We start from the raw sequence: 18714 nt of genomic DNA on the forward strand, positions 1-18714 counted from the left end.
CAGGCTGGGATGACGACCATTGCCGCGTCTAGCGGGGCCGCGTCCATAGCCCGGTGCGGGGCGTGTCGGGGATATCGTGCCGGCCGCGCGCCTCGATCGCCGACTGGAGGATGAAGGCGATCTTTTCGCCCTTCGAGGTCGTCACGCGCGCGTCCCACGCCGCCGGGCCGAGTGCGGCGACCTTGCGGCCGATCGTGCCGTAGATGCGCGCCGCCGCCAGCACCGCCCAGGCCGAGCGGAACGACAGCGCGCGCGTGCCGACGCGGGCGCTCGCCTCGAACGCCGCGGCGCGATCCGTCAGTCGCCGGGCGAGGTCCGCCAGCGCCGGGCGGTGTTCGGGGGCGAGGATGGCGTCGGGGGCGATTCCCTTTTCCGCCAGCCAGTCGGACGGCAGGTAACATCTGCCGCCGCGCGCATCCTCGTCGATGTCGCGAGCGATATTGGCGAGCTGGAAGGCGAGGCCCAGGTCGCAGGCGCGGTCGAGCACCGCGTCGTCGCCCGGATCGACGCCCATGATGACCGCCATCATGCACCCGACGACGCCGGCGACATGGTAGCAATAGGTGAGCAAATCGTCCTCGGTCCGGGGCCGCCAGCCGTCGCCGTCGAGGCGGAAGCCCTGGATCAGATCGTGCGCGAAGCGGCGCGGCAGGCGCGTTTCGGCGGCGACGATGCGCAAGGCGTCGAAGGCAGGCACCCCCACCACCTCGCTGGCCAGCGCCGCATCGGTCAGCGCCGCCATCTCGGCGATGCGGCGGGGTGCGTCCTCGACCGGGCGCAGGTCGTGGCCGTGATCCTGCCCGTCGGCGATATCGTCGCACGCGCGGCACCAAGCGTAGAGCAGCCACGCCCGTTCGCGCGTCGCCGGATCGAACAGCAGGCTCGCCGCCGCGAAGCTTTTCGATCCCTTCGCGATCGATTCGTGCGCGGTCGCAACGATGGCGTCGCGGCTGGGCTGCGCCTCAGAGGTCAGACGTCTTCATCCGTACGATCGGCTGCGTCGGCACGTGCGCCGCCATCTTGTCGAGCAGGCCGTCCAGCGTCGTGTCGACGATCAGCAGGTCGCGGTGCTGCGGGCGCAGGAAGCCGACTTCGGCTGACTTCTCCCAGAAGGCGATCAGGTGATCGTAATAGCCCGCGACGTTGAGCAGGCCGACCGGATCGGCGTGATAGCCAAGCTGCGCCCAGCTCAGCGCCTCCCACAGTTCGTCCATCGTGCCGGTGCCGCCGGGGATGGTGACGAAGCCATCGGCAAGGTCGGTGAACGCCGCCTTGCGCGCGTGCATGCCGCTGACGACGTGCAGTTCGGTGAGGCCACGATGCGCGACCTCGGCATCGACCAGCGCCTGCGGGATCACGCCGATCACCTCGCCGCCCGCGCTGAGCGCGCTATCGGCGATCGCGCCCATCAGCCCCAGCCGGCCGCCGCCATAGACGACGCCGATGCCGCGCTCGGCCAGCGTCCGCCCGATCGCGCGGGCCGATTCGATATAGACGGGATCGGCAGGCGTTGCCGAGCCGCAGTAGATAGCGAGACGTTTCATGGCGCTGCCGCTACGCGGATGCGGGCCCAGCGGCAAGCTCAGCGCGCCTCCATCCACCGTTGGCGGAGCGCGGCGAGCGTATCCGGCGACGCATCGGGGCGCGGGCTGGCGGGCTTGCCCGCGCGCAGCCGGGCGCGGTCGCGTTCGGGCGGGTCGACCAGCCGGACGCGCACCGCCGCGGTACCGTTCGCCCGGATGCCGAGCAGATCGGCCGCGCCGCGCGACAGGTCGATGATCCGCCCGCGCACGAAGGGGCCGCGATCGTTGACGCGCAACAGGATGGTGCGGCCGGTGTCGAGCGCGGTCACCTCGACATAGCTCGGGAGCGGAAGGGTGGTGTGTGCGCCGCTGATCGCCTTCGCGCGGAACCGCTCGCCGCGCGCGGTGACGTTGCCCGATTCGCCGCCGTACCAGCCGGCGTAACCGAGCGCGTCATAGCCGGGCGCGGGCACGGGGACATAGGTAACGCCGCGTACGGTGTAGGGGCGGCCGATCTTGACCGGCACGTCGGTGACCGCCCGGCCACCGCACGCGGCAAGGGAAAGGGCGAGGAGCAGTGTGGACGTCCACCCCATCCATTTCGTCATTCCCGCGCAGGCGGGAATCCAGAACCGCTGCCGCTTCGGCGCAATCGCTACCCGTCGCGCGTCTGGATTCCCGCCTCCGCGGGAATGACGATGACGGACGAATTGGGGCAGAGGCCCTCTCGTGTCTCCTTTCGTCATCCCGGCGCACGCCGGGATCCATGGGCCCGGCGAAAGGCGTATCGCGCGAATCCGCTTGTCGCCCCTATCCATGGATCCCGGCGTGCGCCGGGATGACGAAGGAAGGCTCACCGCCCCGACAGCATCAGCGCCGCGGTGGCCTTGGCACTTCCGACGACGCCGGGGATGCCCGCGCCCGGGTGCGTGCCGGCGCCGACGAAATAGAGGTTCGGGATATGGTCGTCGCGGTTGTGGACGCGGAAATAGGCGCTTTGCGTCAGGATCGGTTCGAGGCTGAAGGCGCTGCCCAGATGCGCGTTGAGATCAGCGGCGAAGTCGCTCGGCGCGTAGCTGAACTTGGTCACGATCCGATCGTGGATATCGGGGATCAGGCGGCGGCCGACCTCGTCGAGGATGCGCTTTTCGAGGATCGGGCCGATCTCGTTCCAGTCCACCGGAAATTTGCCCATGTGGGGCACGGGAGCGAGCGCGTAGAAGGTCGAGTGACCCTCCGGCGCGAGGCTCGGGTCCGTGACGGTCGGGTGGTGAAGGTAGAGCGAGAAGTCCTGGGCGAGCACGCCGTGGTCGTAAATGTCCTCGAGCAGCCCCTTATAGCGCGGGCCGAACAGGATCATGTGGTGCGGGATGCCGGGCCATGCGCCCTTGATGCCGAAATGGACGACGAAGAGCGACGGCGAATAGCGCTTCTTTTCGAGGCTCGCCTTGGTGCGCTGGCCGCTGCGCGAGGTCTTCAGCAGGTCGCGATAGGTGTGCATGATGTCGCTGTTGGCGGCGACGGCATCGGCCTGCATCGTCCAGCCGCTTTGCGTGGTGACGCCGGTCACCCGGTCGCCCAACGTCTCGATCGCGGTGACGGGATCGCCGAGGCGCAGCGTGCCGCCGATCCGTTCGAAATGCGCGACCATGCCGGCGACGAGACGGTTGGTGCCGCCGCGCGCGAACCAGACGCCGCCGTCGCGCTCCAGCTTGTGGATCAGCGCGTAGATGGCGCTGGTCGTCATCGGATTGCCGCCGACCAGCAGGGTGTGGAAAGACAGCGCCTCGCGCAGTTTCTCGTTCTTCACGAACTTCGACACGATCGAATAGACCGAGCGCCATGCCTGGTATTTCGCCAGCGCCGGCGCCGCCTTCACCATCGACGCGAAGTCGAGGAAGGCGACATGGCCGAGCTTTTCATAGCCCTCGCGGTACACGCCCTCGGCATATTCGAGGAAGCGGTGGTAGCCGGCGATATCGGCGGGATCGAGCTTGCCGATCTCGCGCTGTAACGCCGCTTCGTCGTTGGTGTAATCGAAGTTCGTGCCGTCGGGCCAGTTGAGGCGGTAGAAGGGCGTCACCGGCTCCAGCGTGACGTCGCGCGCCATGTCGGCCCCCGTCAGTGCCCACAATTCCTGCAGGCACGCCGGATCGGTAATGACGGTCGGCCCGGCGTCGAAGGTGAAGCCGTCCTTTTCCCAATAATAGGCCCGGCCGCCCGGCCGGTCGCGCGCTTCGACGATCGTCGTCGCGACGCCCGCCGATTGCAGCCGGATCGCCAGCGCCAGCCCGCCGAATCCCGATCCGATGACGATCGCCGACTTCATGTCTTCTATCCCTGTCCTACCGCCATGCCGTCGTCCGCAGCGCATGCAGCGCGCGACCGACCGGCACCGGCGGTTTCCCTGTTACGATGCGAGCCTTGTCCCCGATGCTCGACCGCCCCGCATAGAAACGGGTGATGAGCGCCGGGTCCAGACGGTAGAAGCGTTCGATGATGCGCCAGCGTTCCGCCGGATCGCCCGCGCGGAACATCATCGTGTTGAGCATGCGGTAGAATGCGCCGCGTCGCCAGTGCTCGCGCGCGTGATCATAGGCGAAGGTGGCGAGGCTTGCGCCGGACCAGTCGCCGCTGTCCGCCAGCGCGATGGCGAAGCGCACCGCGTCGGGCAGCGAATAGCCGGTCGCCGGCTGGAACAGGCCTGCGCGCATGCCGGCCTTAGCGATGCCCTTGCCGGTCGAGCGCCAATAGGCGTCGAAATCGCCACCCAAGGTGATCGGCAGCGACCCCGCCTCGCGCCGCACGACCTGTGCGCCCGCCCAGCCCCGCGCCTGCGCATAATCAGCGATGCGCGCGCGGATCGCCGGCACGTCGAGGCCGGGCGTGTCGCTGTAATAGGTGTCCTCGACGAACATCCGGTCGGGCGCGAAGGGCAGGCAATAAACGAAGCGATAGCCGTCGATCTGGTCGACGGTCGCGTCCATCACCCGCGGCCGCTCGATGCCGTGCGGCGTCGGCAACGCCAGTTCGTGGCCGACGAACTTCTGCCAACCAAGCTCCAGCGTATCGAGGTCGCCGGGGCCGCGACAGTCGATGACGCCGCCCGCCTCGATCCGGTCGCCGTCGCCCAGCACCACCGCGGTCGCCGACAGCGCCAGCACGCGCCGGCCGGTCATGATCGCCTCGGGCGGCAGCTTGGCGCGGAGCACGGCGTCGAACCGTTCGCTGGTGATCGAATAATAGGTCGCGTCGACATCGCGCGTCAGGTTGGGGAAGACGACGTCATAGCCGCGCCAGCCATGCACCAACATGTCCTGCACCAGCCCGCGATGGGCCTGGGCGACATCGCTGCCGAAGAACGACCAGACGTGCTCGCCGCCCAGCGTCGTGCCGCTCTCGACAATGCGCACGTCGCAAGAGGGCGCGCGCGCCTTGACCGCCAGCGCGATCAGGCCACCGGCCAGCCCACCCCCGACGATCGCCAGGTCGCAACGGATCGTCGTGCCCATGGAGGGGCGCGTAGCCGAAAGACGGGGGGGAGAGAACCCGGGTTCGAGGCGTAACCGTCGGTTCGTTGAGGCGCGCGATCGGACCGCGCGCGGGGAGTCTTGCCACCCTCCGGTTCGTCATGCCCGAGAAGGCGGGAATCCATACCCTCTGACGTTCCGGCCGGAGGCGTGAGGGTAGCGCGTCTGGATTCCCGCCTCCGCGGGAATGACGGTGGGGGCGGAAGGCGACCATGGCCTCACCCACGCCGTCACCCCGGACTTGGTCCGGGGTCCACTCTGCGGCGAGGGGGATGGTGAGAGGCTCTTGCCGTCCCCCCGTGGCCCGGTAGACCCCGGACCAAGTCCGGGGTGACGGGGAGGGCGGATCAACCGGATGGCGCTACATCTGGGACGGCGCCGCCCCGCCCACAATCAGCCGCTTCCATACCGGCGTCATGCACGCCGTCACCTCGGCGCTCGTCCGCGACATCGGCGCGCAGGCGAGCAGGCCTGCGCACATCCCCGCATCCCGTGCGGCATCGCCGCTGCGCCGTTTGAAGACGCAGCGTATGTCGCCAGTGCGGCGGTCGGTCTTGGTCACGATCCGCAGCTGTCTCGCCGCGCCATGACGACGATATCCTCTGCCGACGGCTCCGCGACGGGCGTCACCGCCTGCACCGCCAGCAGCAGCGCCACGACGATCACCGGGCCAGCGCCCGGACCAGCCGGATCCCGACATTGTCGATGCCCGGATTGACGTCCGAGAACAGCTGGCGGTGGCTGAAATGCTCCCAGGTCGCCTCGACCGCCCAGCGCCGGTCGATCCGCACGCCAATCGCGGCATTGGGGTTGAACAGCACGCGCGATCCGAAGCCGGTGCGGGTCTGGTAGATTTCGTAGCGGCGCCAGGCCTCGGCACTGTCCAGGCCGGGCAGGAAGGGGTTCGGCAAATAGCGATAGCCGTCGTGGATCGTCACGCCGATGCCGACCTGCGCATAGACGCGGCCCTTGAAGGCATGCTGCCGCCATTCTGCGCCGAGGCTCGCGAAGCTCGTCTTGCCCGCGGTGCTGACCTGCACCTTCGCGGTCAGCCGCGGTTTTAATGCCCAGCGGATCGGCAGCATCTTGGTACGATAAACGAGCTGGACGTCGGTGGTGCCGTTTTCTTCCATGCCCTCATATACCTGCCCCGGCGGCAGTGTCGGGAAGGTCAGCTGGCTGCCCAACGGATGGAAGTTCGCGCCGTGCCGCAGCACGCCCACCGCCACTTCGGGCGCATGCGTCACCAAATCCTGCGCCATGGCCGGCGTCGGGCCAAGCAGCATCGTGGCGCCCAACAGGCGCATCAACCCGGTCTTCATGACGTGTATCCCCTTCCACGGCTGTCGACCAGCCGGCCTCATTCGTGTATTAAGCCAAGAAATTTCTGTCAAACAGAAAGAATATGATGAAGGACGGATATTGGCTGCCGCCGCGCAAGGCGTGGCTGTGTCGGCTTGCGGGGCTGGTGTTTCTGATCGGCGCCGCAGTGATGCTGCCGGTGATCGTCTTTGCCGGGCTAACCCCGGGCGCGTCGCCGGGATGCGGCGGCGGCTACGGCTGCGTGTGGGAGGCGCGGCCGGTCACGCTGATCGACAGCGACGAGCGAATGCGCGTGGAGGCGTCGCCCGCCGCGCTGAAGGCGTTGAACGCCTTTGCCGCGCAGAGCCGGGTGCGCTTGGGCCTTGCGGGGATCGAGGCGATCAACGCTTTGCCCTTTGCCGCGTTGCTGTTCAGCGTCGGCGTGGCCCTCCGCCGCCTCGGTGGACGCGGTGCCGATCCGTTGCAGCGGGCATTGCCGTGGCTGCGCCGCGCCTCAATCGCCGCCATCGTCTGGACGCTCGCCCATGCGGTGTATCAGACCGCGCTCGAATCGTGGCTGTCGCCGGGCACGCCGGCCGGACCGACCCTGTACACGAACATTTACCTCGCCGACATCGCGACCGGCCTGCTGCTCGCCATCGCCGCCTATTGCGCGATCTGGGCGATCGAAGCGGGGTTGCGCGCACAACGCGATCTGGACGATTTCGTCTGATGCGCCCGCCGCTCGCCCCCCGTACCCGAATCGCCCGCAAAGCGCGCCGCTGCCGTATCGCCGGCCTGCTGTTCCTGCTGATCGCGGCGCTCGTCGCGGCGACGATTCCGCTCGCCGGCCTTTGGCCAGCGCCCCGATCGCATTGCGGCGACCAGGGCTGCACCTGGTCCTCCGACCCCGTCACGCTGTTCGACGAACAGGATGCCGAAAAGCTGCGCGCCGCGCCCGCCGATATCCAGCGCCTCAAGGTCTATGTGCAGCGGCCGCTGGTCCGCCTCGGCCTTGCCGGGATCGAAGCGATCGACGTCGGGCCGCTGGTCGTCCTGCTCGTCGCAGTCGGAATCGCGCTGCGCCGACTGGGAGGGCCGCCCCGCGATGCCTTCGCGCAGGCGCTGCCGTGGCTGCGGCGCGCGACGATCGCCGCGATCCTCTGGGCGATCGCGCAGCCACTGTCGGACAGCCTGCGCCAGATGCTGCTCTATCGCGGCACCTCCTGGGGACCGCATTGGCTGATCGCCCTCGATTTCAACGCGATGGCGATGCCACTGCTGCTCAGCCTTGCCGCCTATGCCGCGGTCTGGGCGCTCGAATCGGGGTTGCAGGCGCAGCGCGATCTGGACGATTTCGTCTGATGCCGGTCATCGTCAACCTCGACGTCATGCTCGCGCGCCGCAAGGTGCGGTCGAAGGAGCTTGCCGAGGCGATCGGCATCACCGAATCGAACCTGTCGCTGCTGAAATCAGGCCGGGTGAAGGGCGTGCGCTTCGGCACGCTCGCCGCGATCTGCCGCTATCTGGAGTGCGAGCCGGGCGACATCCTGGGCTACGAACCGTCGGACGACGACCTGAAGGCGGCGGACTGATCGAGCAGCCAGCGGCGGAACGCCTGCATCGCCGGGCTTTCCTTGCGCGACAGCAGGCGGGTCAGCCAGTAGCGGCCGGCGTCGACCTCGATAGCGAAGGGCTGGACGAGGCGTTCACTGGCGAGATCGCGCAGACACATCGCGCGCGGGGCGAGCGCGACGCCCTGGCCCGCCGCCGCTGCGCCCGCCATCAGCGCCGAACTGTCGAACATCGGCCCACGCAAGGGTGGCGCGTCAGCCCCGGCGGCGGCGAACCACAGGCTCCATTCGCTGGGGCGGTAAGAGCGCAGCAACCGTTCGCGCGCCAGATCGGCCGGGGCGGTCAGTCGCGCCGCGACGGCGGGCGCGCACAGCGGGGTCAGCGGCGCGTCGAGCACGGCTTCCGCTACCGTGCCATGCCACGCGCCGTCGCCGAAGCGGATCGCATAATCCAGGCCCTCACCCGCCAGATCGACGCGGTTGTTGTTGATCGCGAGGCGCAGGTCGATGTGCGGATGCGTCGCGTCGAAATCGTCGATCCGCTCGATCAGCCAGCCTGTCGCGAAGGTGCCGACGACGCCGACGTGCAGCGGATGGCGAAAGCGCCCGTCGGCATAGCCGTCCAGCGTCGCGCCGATCCGATCGAACGTTTCGGCGAGTACAGGCACCAAGGCATGGCCGTCGTCGGTCAGCGCGAGCCCGCGCGGCAGCCGGTGGAACAGCCGCGTGCCCAGCCGGCGTTCGAGCTGCGCGACCTGATGGCTGACCGCGCCCTGACTGACGCACAATTCGAGTCCCGCTCGGGTGAAGTTCAGATGCCGCGCCGCCGCTTCGAAGGCACGCAGCGCATTGAGGGGCAATTGGGCGCGATCCATGCGCCTAGGCATGAGGGGAGTTCATGCCTGTGTCGAGAGAAGATGCTTTGTCGGCAGTGTCTGCACCGAGGCATTCTGCGTGGCGAAGGAGACCCGTCGATGCTCGTTACCCTGTCTGCAGCCATGCTTGCCGCCGTTTCCCCGACCGCGGACGATCCGCTAACCCGTCCGATCGCGGTCGAACAGGCGAAGGACTGGCTGCGCCCCGCCCCGCCGGTGCGGGTGTTCGGCAAGACCTATCTTGTGGGCTTCGGCGGGCTCAGCGTCGCGCTGATCGACACCGGCGACGGCCTGATCCTGATCGACGGGGCATTGCCGCAGGCCGAGCCGGCGATCCTCGCCAATATTCGCAAACTGGGGTTCGACCCGCGGCGCATCCGCTACATCCTCAGCACCGAACCGCATTTCGACCATGCCGGCGGCCTCGCCGCACTGGCGCGCGATACCGGCGCGACGGTGGTCGCCAGCGTGCGCGGGGCGGAGGGGCTGCGCTCGGGGCGGCTGGCCGCCGACGATCCCCAGCGCGGCTATGACAGTCGCTTTCCCGCGGTGCCGGCGGTGCGCACGATTCGCGATGGCGAGACGCTGCGGCTGGGCGATACGGTCGTCACCGCGCGGGCGACCCCGGGGCATACGATGGGCAGCATGAGCTGGAGCTGGCGCGCCTGCGAGGGGCGGACGTGCAAGGCGATCGTGTTCGCGAGCAGTCTCAACCCCGTGTCCGCGCCCGGCTATCGGTTCAGCGCGCCCGCCGCGCGGCCGGTGCTCGCTGCCTTTCGCCGGGGTCAGGCGGCGATGGCGGCGCTACCGTGCAACCTGCTGATCACTGCGCATGCCGATCAGGACGACGCGACCGATCGCTTCCGCACCGCGCCCGGCGCCTGCCGTGCCTATGCGCGCGCGTCGGCGGTCAAGGTCGCGACGCGGTTGCGCGAGGAGCGGTCGCGCTAGGCGATCAGATCGGCTCCCCCGCCGCCCGCGCGCGCGCTTCGCGTGATGCTTCGGCGGCGGGGACGAGGCGATAGGCGGCGATCGCGCAGGTCAGCGTCACCGGCATGATCGCGAGCAGCGACAGCATGCCGACCGACAGGCTGCCCGACAGCGTCGAGATGCGGCCCGCCAGATACGGCCCCATCGCGAGGCCCATCAGCGTCGTGCCGATAAAGAAGGTCGCGGTCGCGGTGCCACGCATGCGGGGCAACACCAGATCCTGCGTCGTCGCCGCCGCCGACCCCAGCGCGCCGCTGGCGGTGAGGCCCGACAGGAACAGGCAGGGGTAGAAGACCCAGACGCTGGAGGCCGTGAAGGCGCCGATCAGGAACGGGATCGGCACCGTCGCGCCGAAGATCACGACGATCAGCCGTCCGGCGGGATCGGTGCGGCGCAGACGGTCGGCGACGATGCCGCCGATGGTCAGCCCCAGGAACCCGGCGAGCGCGCCGCTGCTGCCGAGCAACAGGCCGGCGCGCGCCGGTGTCTCGCCCAATGTGCGCAACACGTAGGGCGCGGCCCAGAAGCTGGCGGCGTAGCTGAGGAACGAGTTCAGGCCATAGGCGACGACGGTGCAGAGGAAGGCCGGCGTGCCGACAATCAGCGCGAATGTCGCAGGATCGCGGCGCTTGAGCGCGCAGGCCCAGGAGAAGACCGCATAGACGCCGATGCCGATCGCCAACCATTGCGGCTTGGGTTCGCCGATGCCGATCAGGAAGGCGACGACCGCCACCACCGCGGCAAGGCCGGTGAGGTTGATGAGCAATGCCCGCGTGCCGCCGCGCGCCGCGCCGATCAGCGTGAGCGGCGGGATGATCGTGAGCAGTTCCTGGAAGAAGGCGCGGAAGGGCGCGGGATGCTTGTCCGGTTCGGGCAGCCCCTCGACCAGCCCGCGGATCGGTTCGCGGATCGTCGCGACCCATAGCGCAACGATGAGGCCAGGGATGCCGACCGCGAGGAACGCCGCCTGCCACCCGACGAGACCGAAGGGCCCGCCGTCAGGATAGGCGCGGTTCCAGCCCTGGACGATCAACCCGCCGATGAACAGCGACACGCCGCCGCCGACGTACAGGCCCGCCGAATAGATCGACAAGGCCGTCGCGCGCAGCCGCTTGGGGAAATAGTCCGAGATCAGCGAATAGGCGGCGGGACTCGCGGTCGCCTCGCCGATGCCGACGCCGATGCGCGCCGCGGCGAGCTGGCCGCCGGTGCGCGAAAAACCGGACAATGCGGTCATCGTCGACCAGAGCGCGAGGCCGACGGTCATCAGCCGCACGCGATGCCAGCTGTCCGCGAGGCGGCCGAGAGGGATGCCGAACAGCGCGTAGAACACACCGAAGGCGGTGCCGTAGAGGAAGCCGAGGTCCTCGTCCTTCAGGTTCAAGTCGCGCTTGATGTCTTCGGCCAGGATCGAGATCACCTGCCGGTCGACGAAGTTGAGGACGTAGACGACGAACAGGATGCCCAGCACATACCAGGCATAGCGCGGCGCGGGCGCCTGCGCCGCCACGTCCCCGGACGCGGTGGGACCAGCCATCGACCTCTCCTTCGATTTTTTCGAAGGCTAACAGAGGTTCCGGGGCCCGATAACCCCAAAAGCGATACCCGATATTCTAAAGTGCGTCTGGCGGCGTACGCTTCACCGCTTCGGACGACGACGCGTGACACGCTCCAGCCGATCGATCAGCGATTCGATCGTCGGCGGGGCGGCGGGGGCGGCAGGCTCTTCGGCGGCCGGCTTGGTGGGCACGCGCAGCGGCGGCACCGGGCGCACCGGCGTCAACGGCACGGGGGGCAGCGCACCGGGGTGGAAGGCGGCGAGCGGCAGGTCGAGGTCCACCGGAATGGGCTGTTCGACCGGCGGCGGTGGGGGTGACGCGCCGGTGACGGGGCGCGCAAACACCATGTCGTCGTCATCCTCCAGATCCGCAGCCGACAGCGGACGGCGCGCGGGCGCGTCAGGGTGCGCGTCGGCGCGGCGCAGGACAGGGACGCCATCGCTGGAGGCGGCGCGCGGGGCGAGCAGCCCCCCCGGGCCAAACAGCAGGAACAACGCCGACCAGGTGACCGCACCGGCCAGCGCGCCACCGGCCAGCGCCAGCACGGCGCGCGCGGTCGTGCCCAAGGGCGGTTCCGCCGCGCCGATCAGCGACGGCAGGCCGCTGCGCCATACCCAATCCTCCAGCACGGTGGCGGGCAAGGCAACGAACAGCGCGGCGATGGCCAGCGCCGCCACCGCGCCACCCACCGGGGCGATCCAGCGCATCATCGCGGCGCGCGACGGCATGGTCTGGGTCATAGGCTGGCCGGGGAATGCTGGCATGCTGTGTCCATCAGCGCGGCCGACGTGAGCCGCTGGTAAACGGGATCGTAACGACGAATGTTTGACGACCAGTTACGCTCCGCCTCGACGAACGCGCGCCCACGGGCGCGTCGCGCGTCCCAGCCGCTGTGGTCGGCGAGCAGGCCGGCGAGCGCCATCGCGATGGCGGCGGGATCGTCGGGGGCGAAGAGCGTGCCTGTGTCGCCGTCACGGATCAGTTCGCGATGGCCGCCGACGTCGGACGCGGCGACCAATTTGCCCTGCGCCATCGCCTCCAGGGGTTTGAGCGGCGTGACGAGGTCGGTGAGGCGCATGCGCTTGCGCGGATAGGCGAGCACGTCGACGAGCGCGTAATAGCGCTCCACCTCGGTATGCGGCACGCGGCCGACGAAGCGGATCGCGTCCGCCGCCGGGGATGCCGCCGCCTGCGCGCGCAACGCCGCCTCCATCGGACCACCGCCGACCAGTAACAGCCGCGCCTTGGGCCGGGCCGTGACCAGCGCGGGCATGGCGGCGATCAGATCGTCCAGCCCCTCGTAATCGTAAAAGCTACCGATGAAGCCGATCGTCTCGGCATCCTCCAGCCCCAATGATGCGGCGAGCGCGGGATCGTGCGCGACCGGTTCGCCGAACAGCGTCAGGTCGACGCCGTTGGGCGACACGACGATCTTGTCCGCCGCAACGCCGCGCGCGATCAGGTCACCGCGCAGGCCCTCACAGATCACCGCCACCGCATCGGCGCGCTGCACCGCCCAGCTCTCCATCGCGCGGGTGACGCGATATTTGGCCGACCCTTCGGTGCCCGTCCCGTTGCCAACCGCCGCATCCTCCCAAAAGGCGCGGATTTCATAGACCAGCGGCAGGCGCCGTGCGCGCGCGACACGCAGCGCGGCGATCGCATCGAGCACGGGCGAATGGGCGTGGAGGATGTCGGGGCGAAAGGCGTCGACGGCCGCGTCGATCCGCCGGGCGAAGGCGGCGAGGCCGCCGACCTCCCCCAGCACGCCGCCCTTTCGCGTCGCCTGGGTGCGATAAAAGGTCAGGCCATCGACCGATTCGACTGCGTCCGGCGCAACGCCGTGGCGCGGGCCGGTGACGGCGGCGACCTGCCAACCGCGCGCCTCCTGCGCCTTCAGGATCGCGCGGGTGCGGAAGGTGTAGCCGCTCTGCAAGGGCAGTCCGTGGTCGAGGACGTGGAGAATCCGCATGACCCAAGCCCTTGCACCCGCAGTACTTAATGCCGCGTCAACCGCAGCCTAGCCCGCGGTAAAGGTCAGCCCCGCCTTGTCCTGCAAGCGATCGCGCAATCCCGTGCCGAGCAGCGCGCCCGGCGTCCAGATGCCGCCCGCCCCCTCCGTCTCGATCAGGCAGCGCGCGGTTTCAGCGATCATCTTGCTGGTCGAGCCGTAACCGGGGTCGCGGTCGCCGGTCACCACCGCATCGAAGCGCGCGCCGTCTGGCATCAGGCCGACGAACAGCAGGTCGTAATGGCCGCTGTCGCGCTCCTCCTTGCTGGGCCCTTCGCCGGGCTTGGGGCCCTTGTCACCGGCCAGCGGATTGAGCTTGGCGATCGCTTCGGCGGCAGCCTTGCCCATGTCGCCGAGCCCTGCGACCATCATCTCGTCGTACACGAAGTCGGTGCCGTAGCGGTGGCCGAGCAGATAGTTGGTGCGGTGGACGTTCTTGGTGTTGATCGCCGCCATGATGAACGGCGCGACCCAGGTGTTGAGCGTCGCGTCGAATTCGGGGAGCATGCCGGTCGGCTGATGCGGGCCGTTGAAGCCGGGGGTCAGCGCGAACGGGCTAGCGAGAAGCCCGACGATCGAGGGATCGCGGGCCGCGGCGGCGAGCGTCGCCTTCAGGCTGGCGGCGGTGCCACCCGAAAAGCCGCCCTTCATCGCACGCACCCGACCCTTCACCCGCGGCGCGGGCATGCCGTATTTGGCGCGTGCGCATTCCTGCAATGTCAGCACGCCGAGGTCGAAGGGGATCGAATCGAAGCCGCAGGAAAAGACGATGCGCGCGCCGGTGCGCTGCGCCTCGGCATGATGCGCGTCGATCATGTGGCGCATCCACGCCGGCTCACCGCACAGGTCGACATAGGCGGTGCCCGCGGCGACGCAGGCGGCGATCAGCGGTGCGCCGTAGAGCTGGTACGGGCCGACGGTGGTCAGCACGACCTGCGTCGATTCGGCCATCGCCTTCAGCGAGGCGGGATCGTCGGCATCGGCGACGACCAGCGGCGTATCGGCCGGCGCACCGATCAGGTCGCGCACCTCCTCCAGCTTGGTGCGGCTGCGGCCCGCCATGGCCCAGCGAGTGACGCCCTGCTGGCTGAGATAATCGGCGACGAGACGCCCGGTGAAGCCGGTGGCGCCGTAGACGATGATGTCGAAGTCGCGCATTGCCCTCTCCCGTTTGCTTTACGCGAACGTCATGCGCTTTGGGGGCGGTGGGGGCAAGGCCTCACCGCCCCCCACGTCATCCCGGCGCACGCCGGGATCCATGGTTTCGGTATGGCTGATGGCGTACGCACCATCGCTGGCGTCGCGCGTCCATGGATCCCGGCGTTCGCCGGGATGACGAAGGGGTGGTGTTCCGCTTCATCCCACGCCGTCATTCCCGCGGAGGCGGGAATGACGGCGTGGGGATGGGGTAACGGGTGTCCCTTACGCCGCTTCGTTAAACTGCAGCCGGGCGAGTCGCGCGTACAGGCCGCCGCGTTCGATCAGGCTGGCGTGTGTGCCGTCCTCGACGATCCGACCCTGGTCCATCACCACGATGCGCTGCGCGGCGCGGACCGTCGCCAGCCGGTGGGCGATGACCAGCGTCGTGCGGTTCTGCATCAGCCGTTCGAGCGCCTGCTGCACCAGCCGTTCGCTGGCGGCGTCCAGCGCGCTGGTCGCCTCGTCGAGCAGCAGGATGGGCGCATCGCGCAGCAGGGCACGGGCGATCGTCACACGCTGGCGCTGGCCACCCGACAGGCGCGCGCCGCCCTCGCCCAGATGCGTGTCGAGGCCCTGCGGCAGCGCGCGCAGGAACTCGGCGGCGTTGGCCGCCTCCGCCGCCGCCCACAATTCGTCGTCGCTCGCCTCCCACCGGCCGTAGCGTAGATTGTCGCGCGCGCTGGCGCCGAAGATCACCGCATCCTGCGGCACCATCGCCATCTGCGCACGCACTGCGGCGGGATCGGCTTCGCGCAAATCGACGCCGTCGAGCAGCACGCGACCCGCGGCGGGATCGTAGAAGCGTTCGGCGAGCTGGAACAGCGTCGACTTCCCCGCACCCGAGGGGCCGACCACCGCGACCGTTTCGCCGGGGCGGATGCTGAGCGTCAGGTCGTCGATCGCCGCCGCATCGGGACGTGTCGGATAATGGAAGCGCACGCCTTCGAACGCGAGTGCGCCCGCGACCGGCACGGGCAAGGGGATCGGCGCGGCGGGTCGGGCGATCTCGGGTGTTTCGCGCAGCAGCTCGGCGATGCGGCTTGCCGCACCCGCGCCGCGCAGCAGGTCGCCGTACACCTCGGTCAGCGCGCCGAACGCGCCCGCGACGATGCCGCCCGTCACCACAAAGGCGAACATGCCGCCGCCCGACAGGCGCCCGGCGGTGACGTCGGCAACGCCTTCCCACACGACCAGCACGATCGACCCGAAGACGAGGCCGATCATGATCGCGGTCATCACGGCGCGCAGCGCGATGCGGCGTTTCGCGGCGGCGAAGGTCGCGTCGACCGCCGCGCCGAAGCGCGCCGCCTCACGCGATTCCTGACCGAATGCCTGCACGATCTTCATCGCGCCCAGCGTCTCGGTCACCAACGCGCCGACATCGGCGATCCGGTCCTGCGAGGTGCGCGAATGCGCGCGAATGCGGCGACCGAAGATGGTGACGGGCAGCACGACGAGCGGAATGCCGAGCAGCAGCATGCCGGCGAGCTTGGGCGACAGCACGAACAGATAGACCATGCCGCCGATGCCGGTGGCGGTGTTGCGCAGCGCGATCGACACGGTGGTGCCGACGACCGTCTCGATCAGCGTCGTGTCGGACGTCAGGCGCGAGGCGATCTCCGACGGGCGGTTTTCCTCGAAGAAGCGCGGCGTCAGCGCCAGCAGGTGCGCTTGCACCTTCAGCCGCAGGTCGGCGACGACGCGCTCGCCCAGCCACGACACGTGATAGAAGCGGATCGCCGTCGCCACCGCGAGTACCACGACGATCATCAGCAGATAGTGGAAGGAGGCATCCACCGTCCCCTGCCCGCCCGCGACGAAGCCGCGGTCGATCACCCGCTTGAAGCCATAGGGAATGCCGATCGTCGCCGCCGAGGTGGTGGCGAGCGCGGCCAGCGCGATGGCGATGTGGCGGGGATAGCGCAGCGCGATCTCCCACACGAGGCGAAGGTCGCCGAGCCGGCCCTTGCCGGCGGCGGGAGTGGGGGAAACGGGGGAACGCGCCATCGCTCGCGCCTAGCAGCCGGGGGGACACGGCTCAACGTCGGCGGCGCGTACTCGGTCTGGCGCTTATCGCGCGTCTCGGGCGTTCAGACGATTGCGGCAAGCGCGAATGCCGTTACGTATACGGCAACCAACACAGGCTACGACACGATCATGCTCTACGACGCCTATGAAATGCAGCGCTCGATGCTGGCCGGGGCCAGCGCTATGGCGACCTTCGGCGCGGACTGGATGCGCAATCCGGCCAACCCCTGGTCCTATGTCGGCGGCGGTCAGCTGGTCAGTTCCGCGCTGGAGGTGTTCGCCCATGCCTCCGCGACGCGCGGCAAGCCGGCCTTCGGCCTCGACCACACCGTCATCGATGGTCAGGAGGTGGCGGTGCATGAGGAAATCGTGCTGCAAAAGCCGTTCGGGCAGCTCAAGCGATTCCGCCGCGATGGCGTGGAAGGCGGGCCGAAGCTGTTGATCGTGGCACCGATGTCGGGCCATTACGCCACGCTGTTGCGCGGCACGGTTGAGCGGGTGCTACCGAGCGCGGACGTCTACATCACCGACTGGCGCGATGCGAAGCTGGTGCCGCTGAAGGACGGCCATTTCGACCTCGACGATTATATCGACTATCTGATCGCCTTCCTCGAAGCGATCGGGCCGAACGAGGGCCAGGGCGGCACGCATATGCTGGCGGTCTGCCAGCCGTCGGTGCCCTGCTATGCCGCGGTCGCGCTGATGAGCGCGGACAAGCACCCCTGCCGGCCGAAGACGCTGACGATGATGGGCGGGCCGATCGACACGCGCGAGGCGCCGACCGCGGTCAACACGCTGGCGACCGAACGCCCGCACGCCTGGTTCGAACAGAATGTCGTCGTGACCGTGCCGATGATGTATCCGGGCGCGGGGCGGAAGGTGTATCCCGGCTTCCTGCAGCTCGCCGGCTTCATGTCGATGAACCTCGGCAACCACATGATGAGCCATTGGGAGATGTTCAAACATCTGGTCCAAGGCGACGGCGAAAGCGCGCAGGCGACCAAGAACTTCTATGAGGAATATCGCGCGGTGTGCGACATGACGGCGGAATTCTATTTGCAGACGGTCGATCTCGTCTTCCAGACGCATGCCCTGCCGCGTGGCGAGATGCTGCATCGCGGGCGCCGCGTCGATCCGGGCGCGATCACCGATGTCGCGGTGCTGGCGATCGAGGGTGAGCGCGACGACATTTCTGGGCTCGGACAGACCAAGGCGGCGCTGACGCTCGCCACCAACCTGCCGGCCGATCAGAAGCGCTATTACATGGCCGAGGGTGCGGGCCATTACGGCATCTTCAACGGCTCGCGCTGGCGCAACAAGGTCGCGCCGATCGTCGAGGAATGGATGGCGGCGCACGCCTGACACGCCTGATATGCGAAGGGGCGGCTCCGGTCGGAACCGCCCCTCCCGTCGTTTGTAAGGCCAGACGCCTCAGGCGACCGAGTCAACCACGGCGTGGCTGCTCGATTCGTCGCTGCGGATCGTGCCGCCGAACAGCATTTTCAGCCGGCCGCCGATCGAGATATCGGTTTCCCACAGCTCGGCGCTGTCGATGTCGAAACGCAGCAGCGTGAGATTGGGGTCTTCCTTGCCGCCCGGGAACCAGGCTTCGACCTGATTATTCCAGAGCTTGTCGATCTGCGTGCGATCGTCGTCACGGCTGACATTGCCCGCGAGGCAGGCGAAGAAGTCGTGCCCCTTGCCGACAAACTGCGCCATGGCGTCGCCGCCCTTGGCAATGCGGTTGTCGCGCCCGGCGAAGAAGAACAGCGTATTGGGCTGATCATCGTCGATCTGCGCGGTCATCGGCTCCGAATGCTCGCCGTCCATCAGGCCGATCATCACGAACGGGCTGGACTTCAGCTTGTCGAGGAACTTGGCGGCCACTTCCTGCGGGCTGTCTTGATCGGCCATGCATCGTCTCCTGTACCGGGGGTTCGGCCGGAAGAACGAGCGCACCGGGGGTTGGTTGCGCGGAAAGACCGCATCGGCCACGATCGCCGGCGGCGGCAATCCCGCCGTCATCACAAGGAGACACTGCAATGACGGTGGCCGACTAGTGCCAGATCCTGGGCGTCATCATCGCCTTTGCGGCCTTGGCCGTGAAGATCGTCGATAGTCG

At 68.8% G+C, this 18714-nt stretch carries 19 protein-coding genes; 5 read left to right on the forward strand and 14 right to left on the reverse strand.

What is annotated here, in order from left to right; translation table 11 throughout:
- Positions 1 to 28 precede the first annotated feature (28 nt).
- The 7 genes from ACP690_RS03985 to ACP690_RS04015 form a co-directional block, all read right to left on the reverse strand.
- Positions 29 to 973: a phytoene/squalene synthase family protein gene (locus tag ACP690_RS03985; RefSeq protein ID WP_426260303.1), complete on the reverse strand. Its 945-nt coding sequence runs from the start codon at positions 971 to 973 to the stop codon at positions 29 to 31.
- Entirely contained in the window at positions 963 to 1544 is a 582-nt protein-coding gene (locus ACP690_RS03990; protein WP_043060303.1) for a TIGR00730 family Rossman fold protein, read from the reverse strand. The genes ACP690_RS03985 and ACP690_RS03990 overlap by 11 nt, the downstream gene beginning before the upstream one ends.
- A 38-nt stretch (positions 1545 to 1582) precedes the next feature.
- Positions 1583 to 2119 (reverse strand): septal ring lytic transglycosylase RlpA family protein, encoded by a 537-nt coding sequence (locus tag ACP690_RS03995; RefSeq protein WP_426260222.1) that lies wholly within the window; start codon positions 2117 to 2119, stop codon positions 1583 to 1585.
- A gap of 257 nt (positions 2120 to 2376) precedes the next feature.
- Positions 2377 to 3852, reverse strand: coding sequence for a phytoene desaturase (locus tag ACP690_RS04000; protein ID WP_294316770.1), 1476 nt, complete (start codon positions 3850 to 3852; stop codon positions 2377 to 2379).
- A gap of 16 nt (positions 3853 to 3868) precedes the next feature.
- Positions 3869 to 5035: a lycopene beta-cyclase CrtY gene (gene crtY / locus ACP690_RS04005; RefSeq protein ID WP_426260223.1), complete on the reverse strand. Its 1167-nt coding sequence runs from the start codon at positions 5033 to 5035 to the stop codon at positions 3869 to 3871.
- Between the two features lie 379 nt (positions 5036 to 5414).
- Entirely contained in the window at positions 5415 to 5615 is a 201-nt protein-coding gene (locus ACP690_RS04010) for a hypothetical protein (protein WP_426260224.1), read from the reverse strand.
- 100 nt (positions 5616 to 5715) lie between these two features.
- Positions 5716 to 6375: an acyloxyacyl hydrolase gene (locus ACP690_RS04015; RefSeq protein WP_426260225.1), complete on the reverse strand. Its 660-nt coding sequence runs from the start codon at positions 6373 to 6375 to the stop codon at positions 5716 to 5718.
- An 83-nt stretch (positions 6376 to 6458) separates the two neighbouring features.
- Between ACP690_RS04015 and ACP690_RS04020 the strand changes: the two genes are divergently transcribed.
- Genes ACP690_RS04020 through ACP690_RS04030 form a run of 3 tightly spaced genes read left to right on the forward strand, consistent with a single transcriptional unit; the run spans position 6459 to position 7950 of the window.
- The gene (locus ACP690_RS04020) at positions 6459 to 7088 is read left to right on the forward strand and encodes a hypothetical protein (RefSeq protein WP_426260226.1); all 630 of its coding nucleotides are present in this window, start codon (positions 6459 to 6461) and stop codon (positions 7086 to 7088) included.
- Positions 7088 to 7720 carry a hypothetical protein gene (locus tag ACP690_RS04025; protein ID WP_426260227.1) on the forward strand — a complete coding sequence of 211 codons (633 nt, stop codon included), beginning with the start codon at positions 7088 to 7090 and terminating at the stop codon, positions 7718 to 7720. Before ACP690_RS04020 ends, ACP690_RS04025 begins: the two co-directional genes overlap by 1 nt.
- Entirely contained in the window at positions 7720 to 7950 is a 231-nt protein-coding gene (locus tag ACP690_RS04030) for a helix-turn-helix domain-containing protein (RefSeq protein ID WP_017977498.1), read from the forward strand. Before ACP690_RS04025 ends, ACP690_RS04030 begins: the two co-directional genes overlap by 1 nt.
- Here ACP690_RS04030 and ACP690_RS04035 read toward each other — a convergent pair.
- A complete protein-coding gene (locus ACP690_RS04035; protein WP_426260304.1) occupies positions 7911 to 8804 on the reverse strand; it encodes a LysR family transcriptional regulator in 894 nt (297 codons plus the stop codon). The two genes, ACP690_RS04030 and ACP690_RS04035, sit on opposite strands and share 40 nt — an antisense overlap.
- A 99-nt stretch (positions 8805 to 8903) precedes the next feature.
- Between ACP690_RS04035 and bla the strand changes: the two genes are divergently transcribed.
- On the forward strand, positions 8904 to 9755 hold the full coding sequence (bla, locus tag ACP690_RS04040; RefSeq protein WP_426260228.1) for a subclass B3 metallo-beta-lactamase: 852 nt from the start codon (positions 8904 to 8906) through the stop codon (positions 9753 to 9755).
- A gap of 4 nt (positions 9756 to 9759) precedes the next feature.
- Here the strand turns inward: bla and ACP690_RS04045 are convergent, their stop codons facing one another.
- From ACP690_RS04045 to ACP690_RS04065, 5 genes are all read right to left on the reverse strand, one after another.
- Entirely contained in the window at positions 9760 to 11331 is a 1572-nt protein-coding gene (locus ACP690_RS04045; RefSeq protein WP_294211593.1) for a spinster family MFS transporter, read from the reverse strand.
- A 102-nt stretch (positions 11332 to 11433) separates the two neighbouring features.
- Entirely contained in the window at positions 11434 to 12117 is a 684-nt protein-coding gene (locus ACP690_RS04050) for a hypothetical protein (protein WP_426260229.1), read from the reverse strand.
- Positions 12090 to 13325, reverse strand: coding sequence for a TIGR04063 family PEP-CTERM/XrtA system glycosyltransferase (locus tag ACP690_RS04055; RefSeq protein WP_426260230.1), 1236 nt, complete (start codon positions 13323 to 13325; stop codon positions 12090 to 12092). The genes ACP690_RS04050 and ACP690_RS04055 overlap by 28 nt, the downstream gene beginning before the upstream one ends.
- Positions 13326 to 13373: 48 nt before the next feature.
- Complete coding sequence (locus ACP690_RS04060) at positions 13374 to 14522, reverse strand: saccharopine dehydrogenase family protein (protein ID WP_426260231.1); 1149 nt, start codon at positions 14520 to 14522, stop codon at positions 13374 to 13376.
- A gap of 264 nt (positions 14523 to 14786) precedes the next feature.
- Positions 14787 to 16571 carry an ABC transporter transmembrane domain-containing protein gene (locus ACP690_RS04065; RefSeq protein ID WP_426260232.1) on the reverse strand — a complete coding sequence of 595 codons (1785 nt, stop codon included), beginning with the start codon at positions 16569 to 16571 and terminating at the stop codon, positions 14787 to 14789.
- A 150-nt stretch (positions 16572 to 16721) separates the two neighbouring features.
- On the opposite strand from ACP690_RS04065, the gene ACP690_RS04070 reads away from it, so the two are divergent.
- Positions 16722 to 17954, forward strand: a complete 1233-nt coding sequence (locus tag ACP690_RS04070; RefSeq protein ID WP_426260233.1) for a polyhydroxyalkanoate depolymerase — start codon at positions 16722 to 16724, stop codon at positions 17952 to 17954.
- A gap of 69 nt (positions 17955 to 18023) precedes the next feature.
- Here ACP690_RS04070 and ACP690_RS04075 read toward each other — a convergent pair whose 3' ends face one another.
- Positions 18024 to 18506 carry a pyridoxamine 5'-phosphate oxidase family protein gene (locus tag ACP690_RS04075; protein WP_116461961.1) on the reverse strand — a complete coding sequence of 161 codons (483 nt, stop codon included), beginning with the start codon at positions 18504 to 18506 and terminating at the stop codon, positions 18024 to 18026.
- Positions 18507 to 18714 lie beyond the last annotated feature (208 nt).

It is taken from the genome of Sphingomonas sp. DC4900 (assembly GCF_049896485.1).
Taxonomy (GTDB): domain Bacteria; phylum Pseudomonadota; class Alphaproteobacteria; order Sphingomonadales; family Sphingomonadaceae; genus Sphingomonas; species Sphingomonas aquatilis.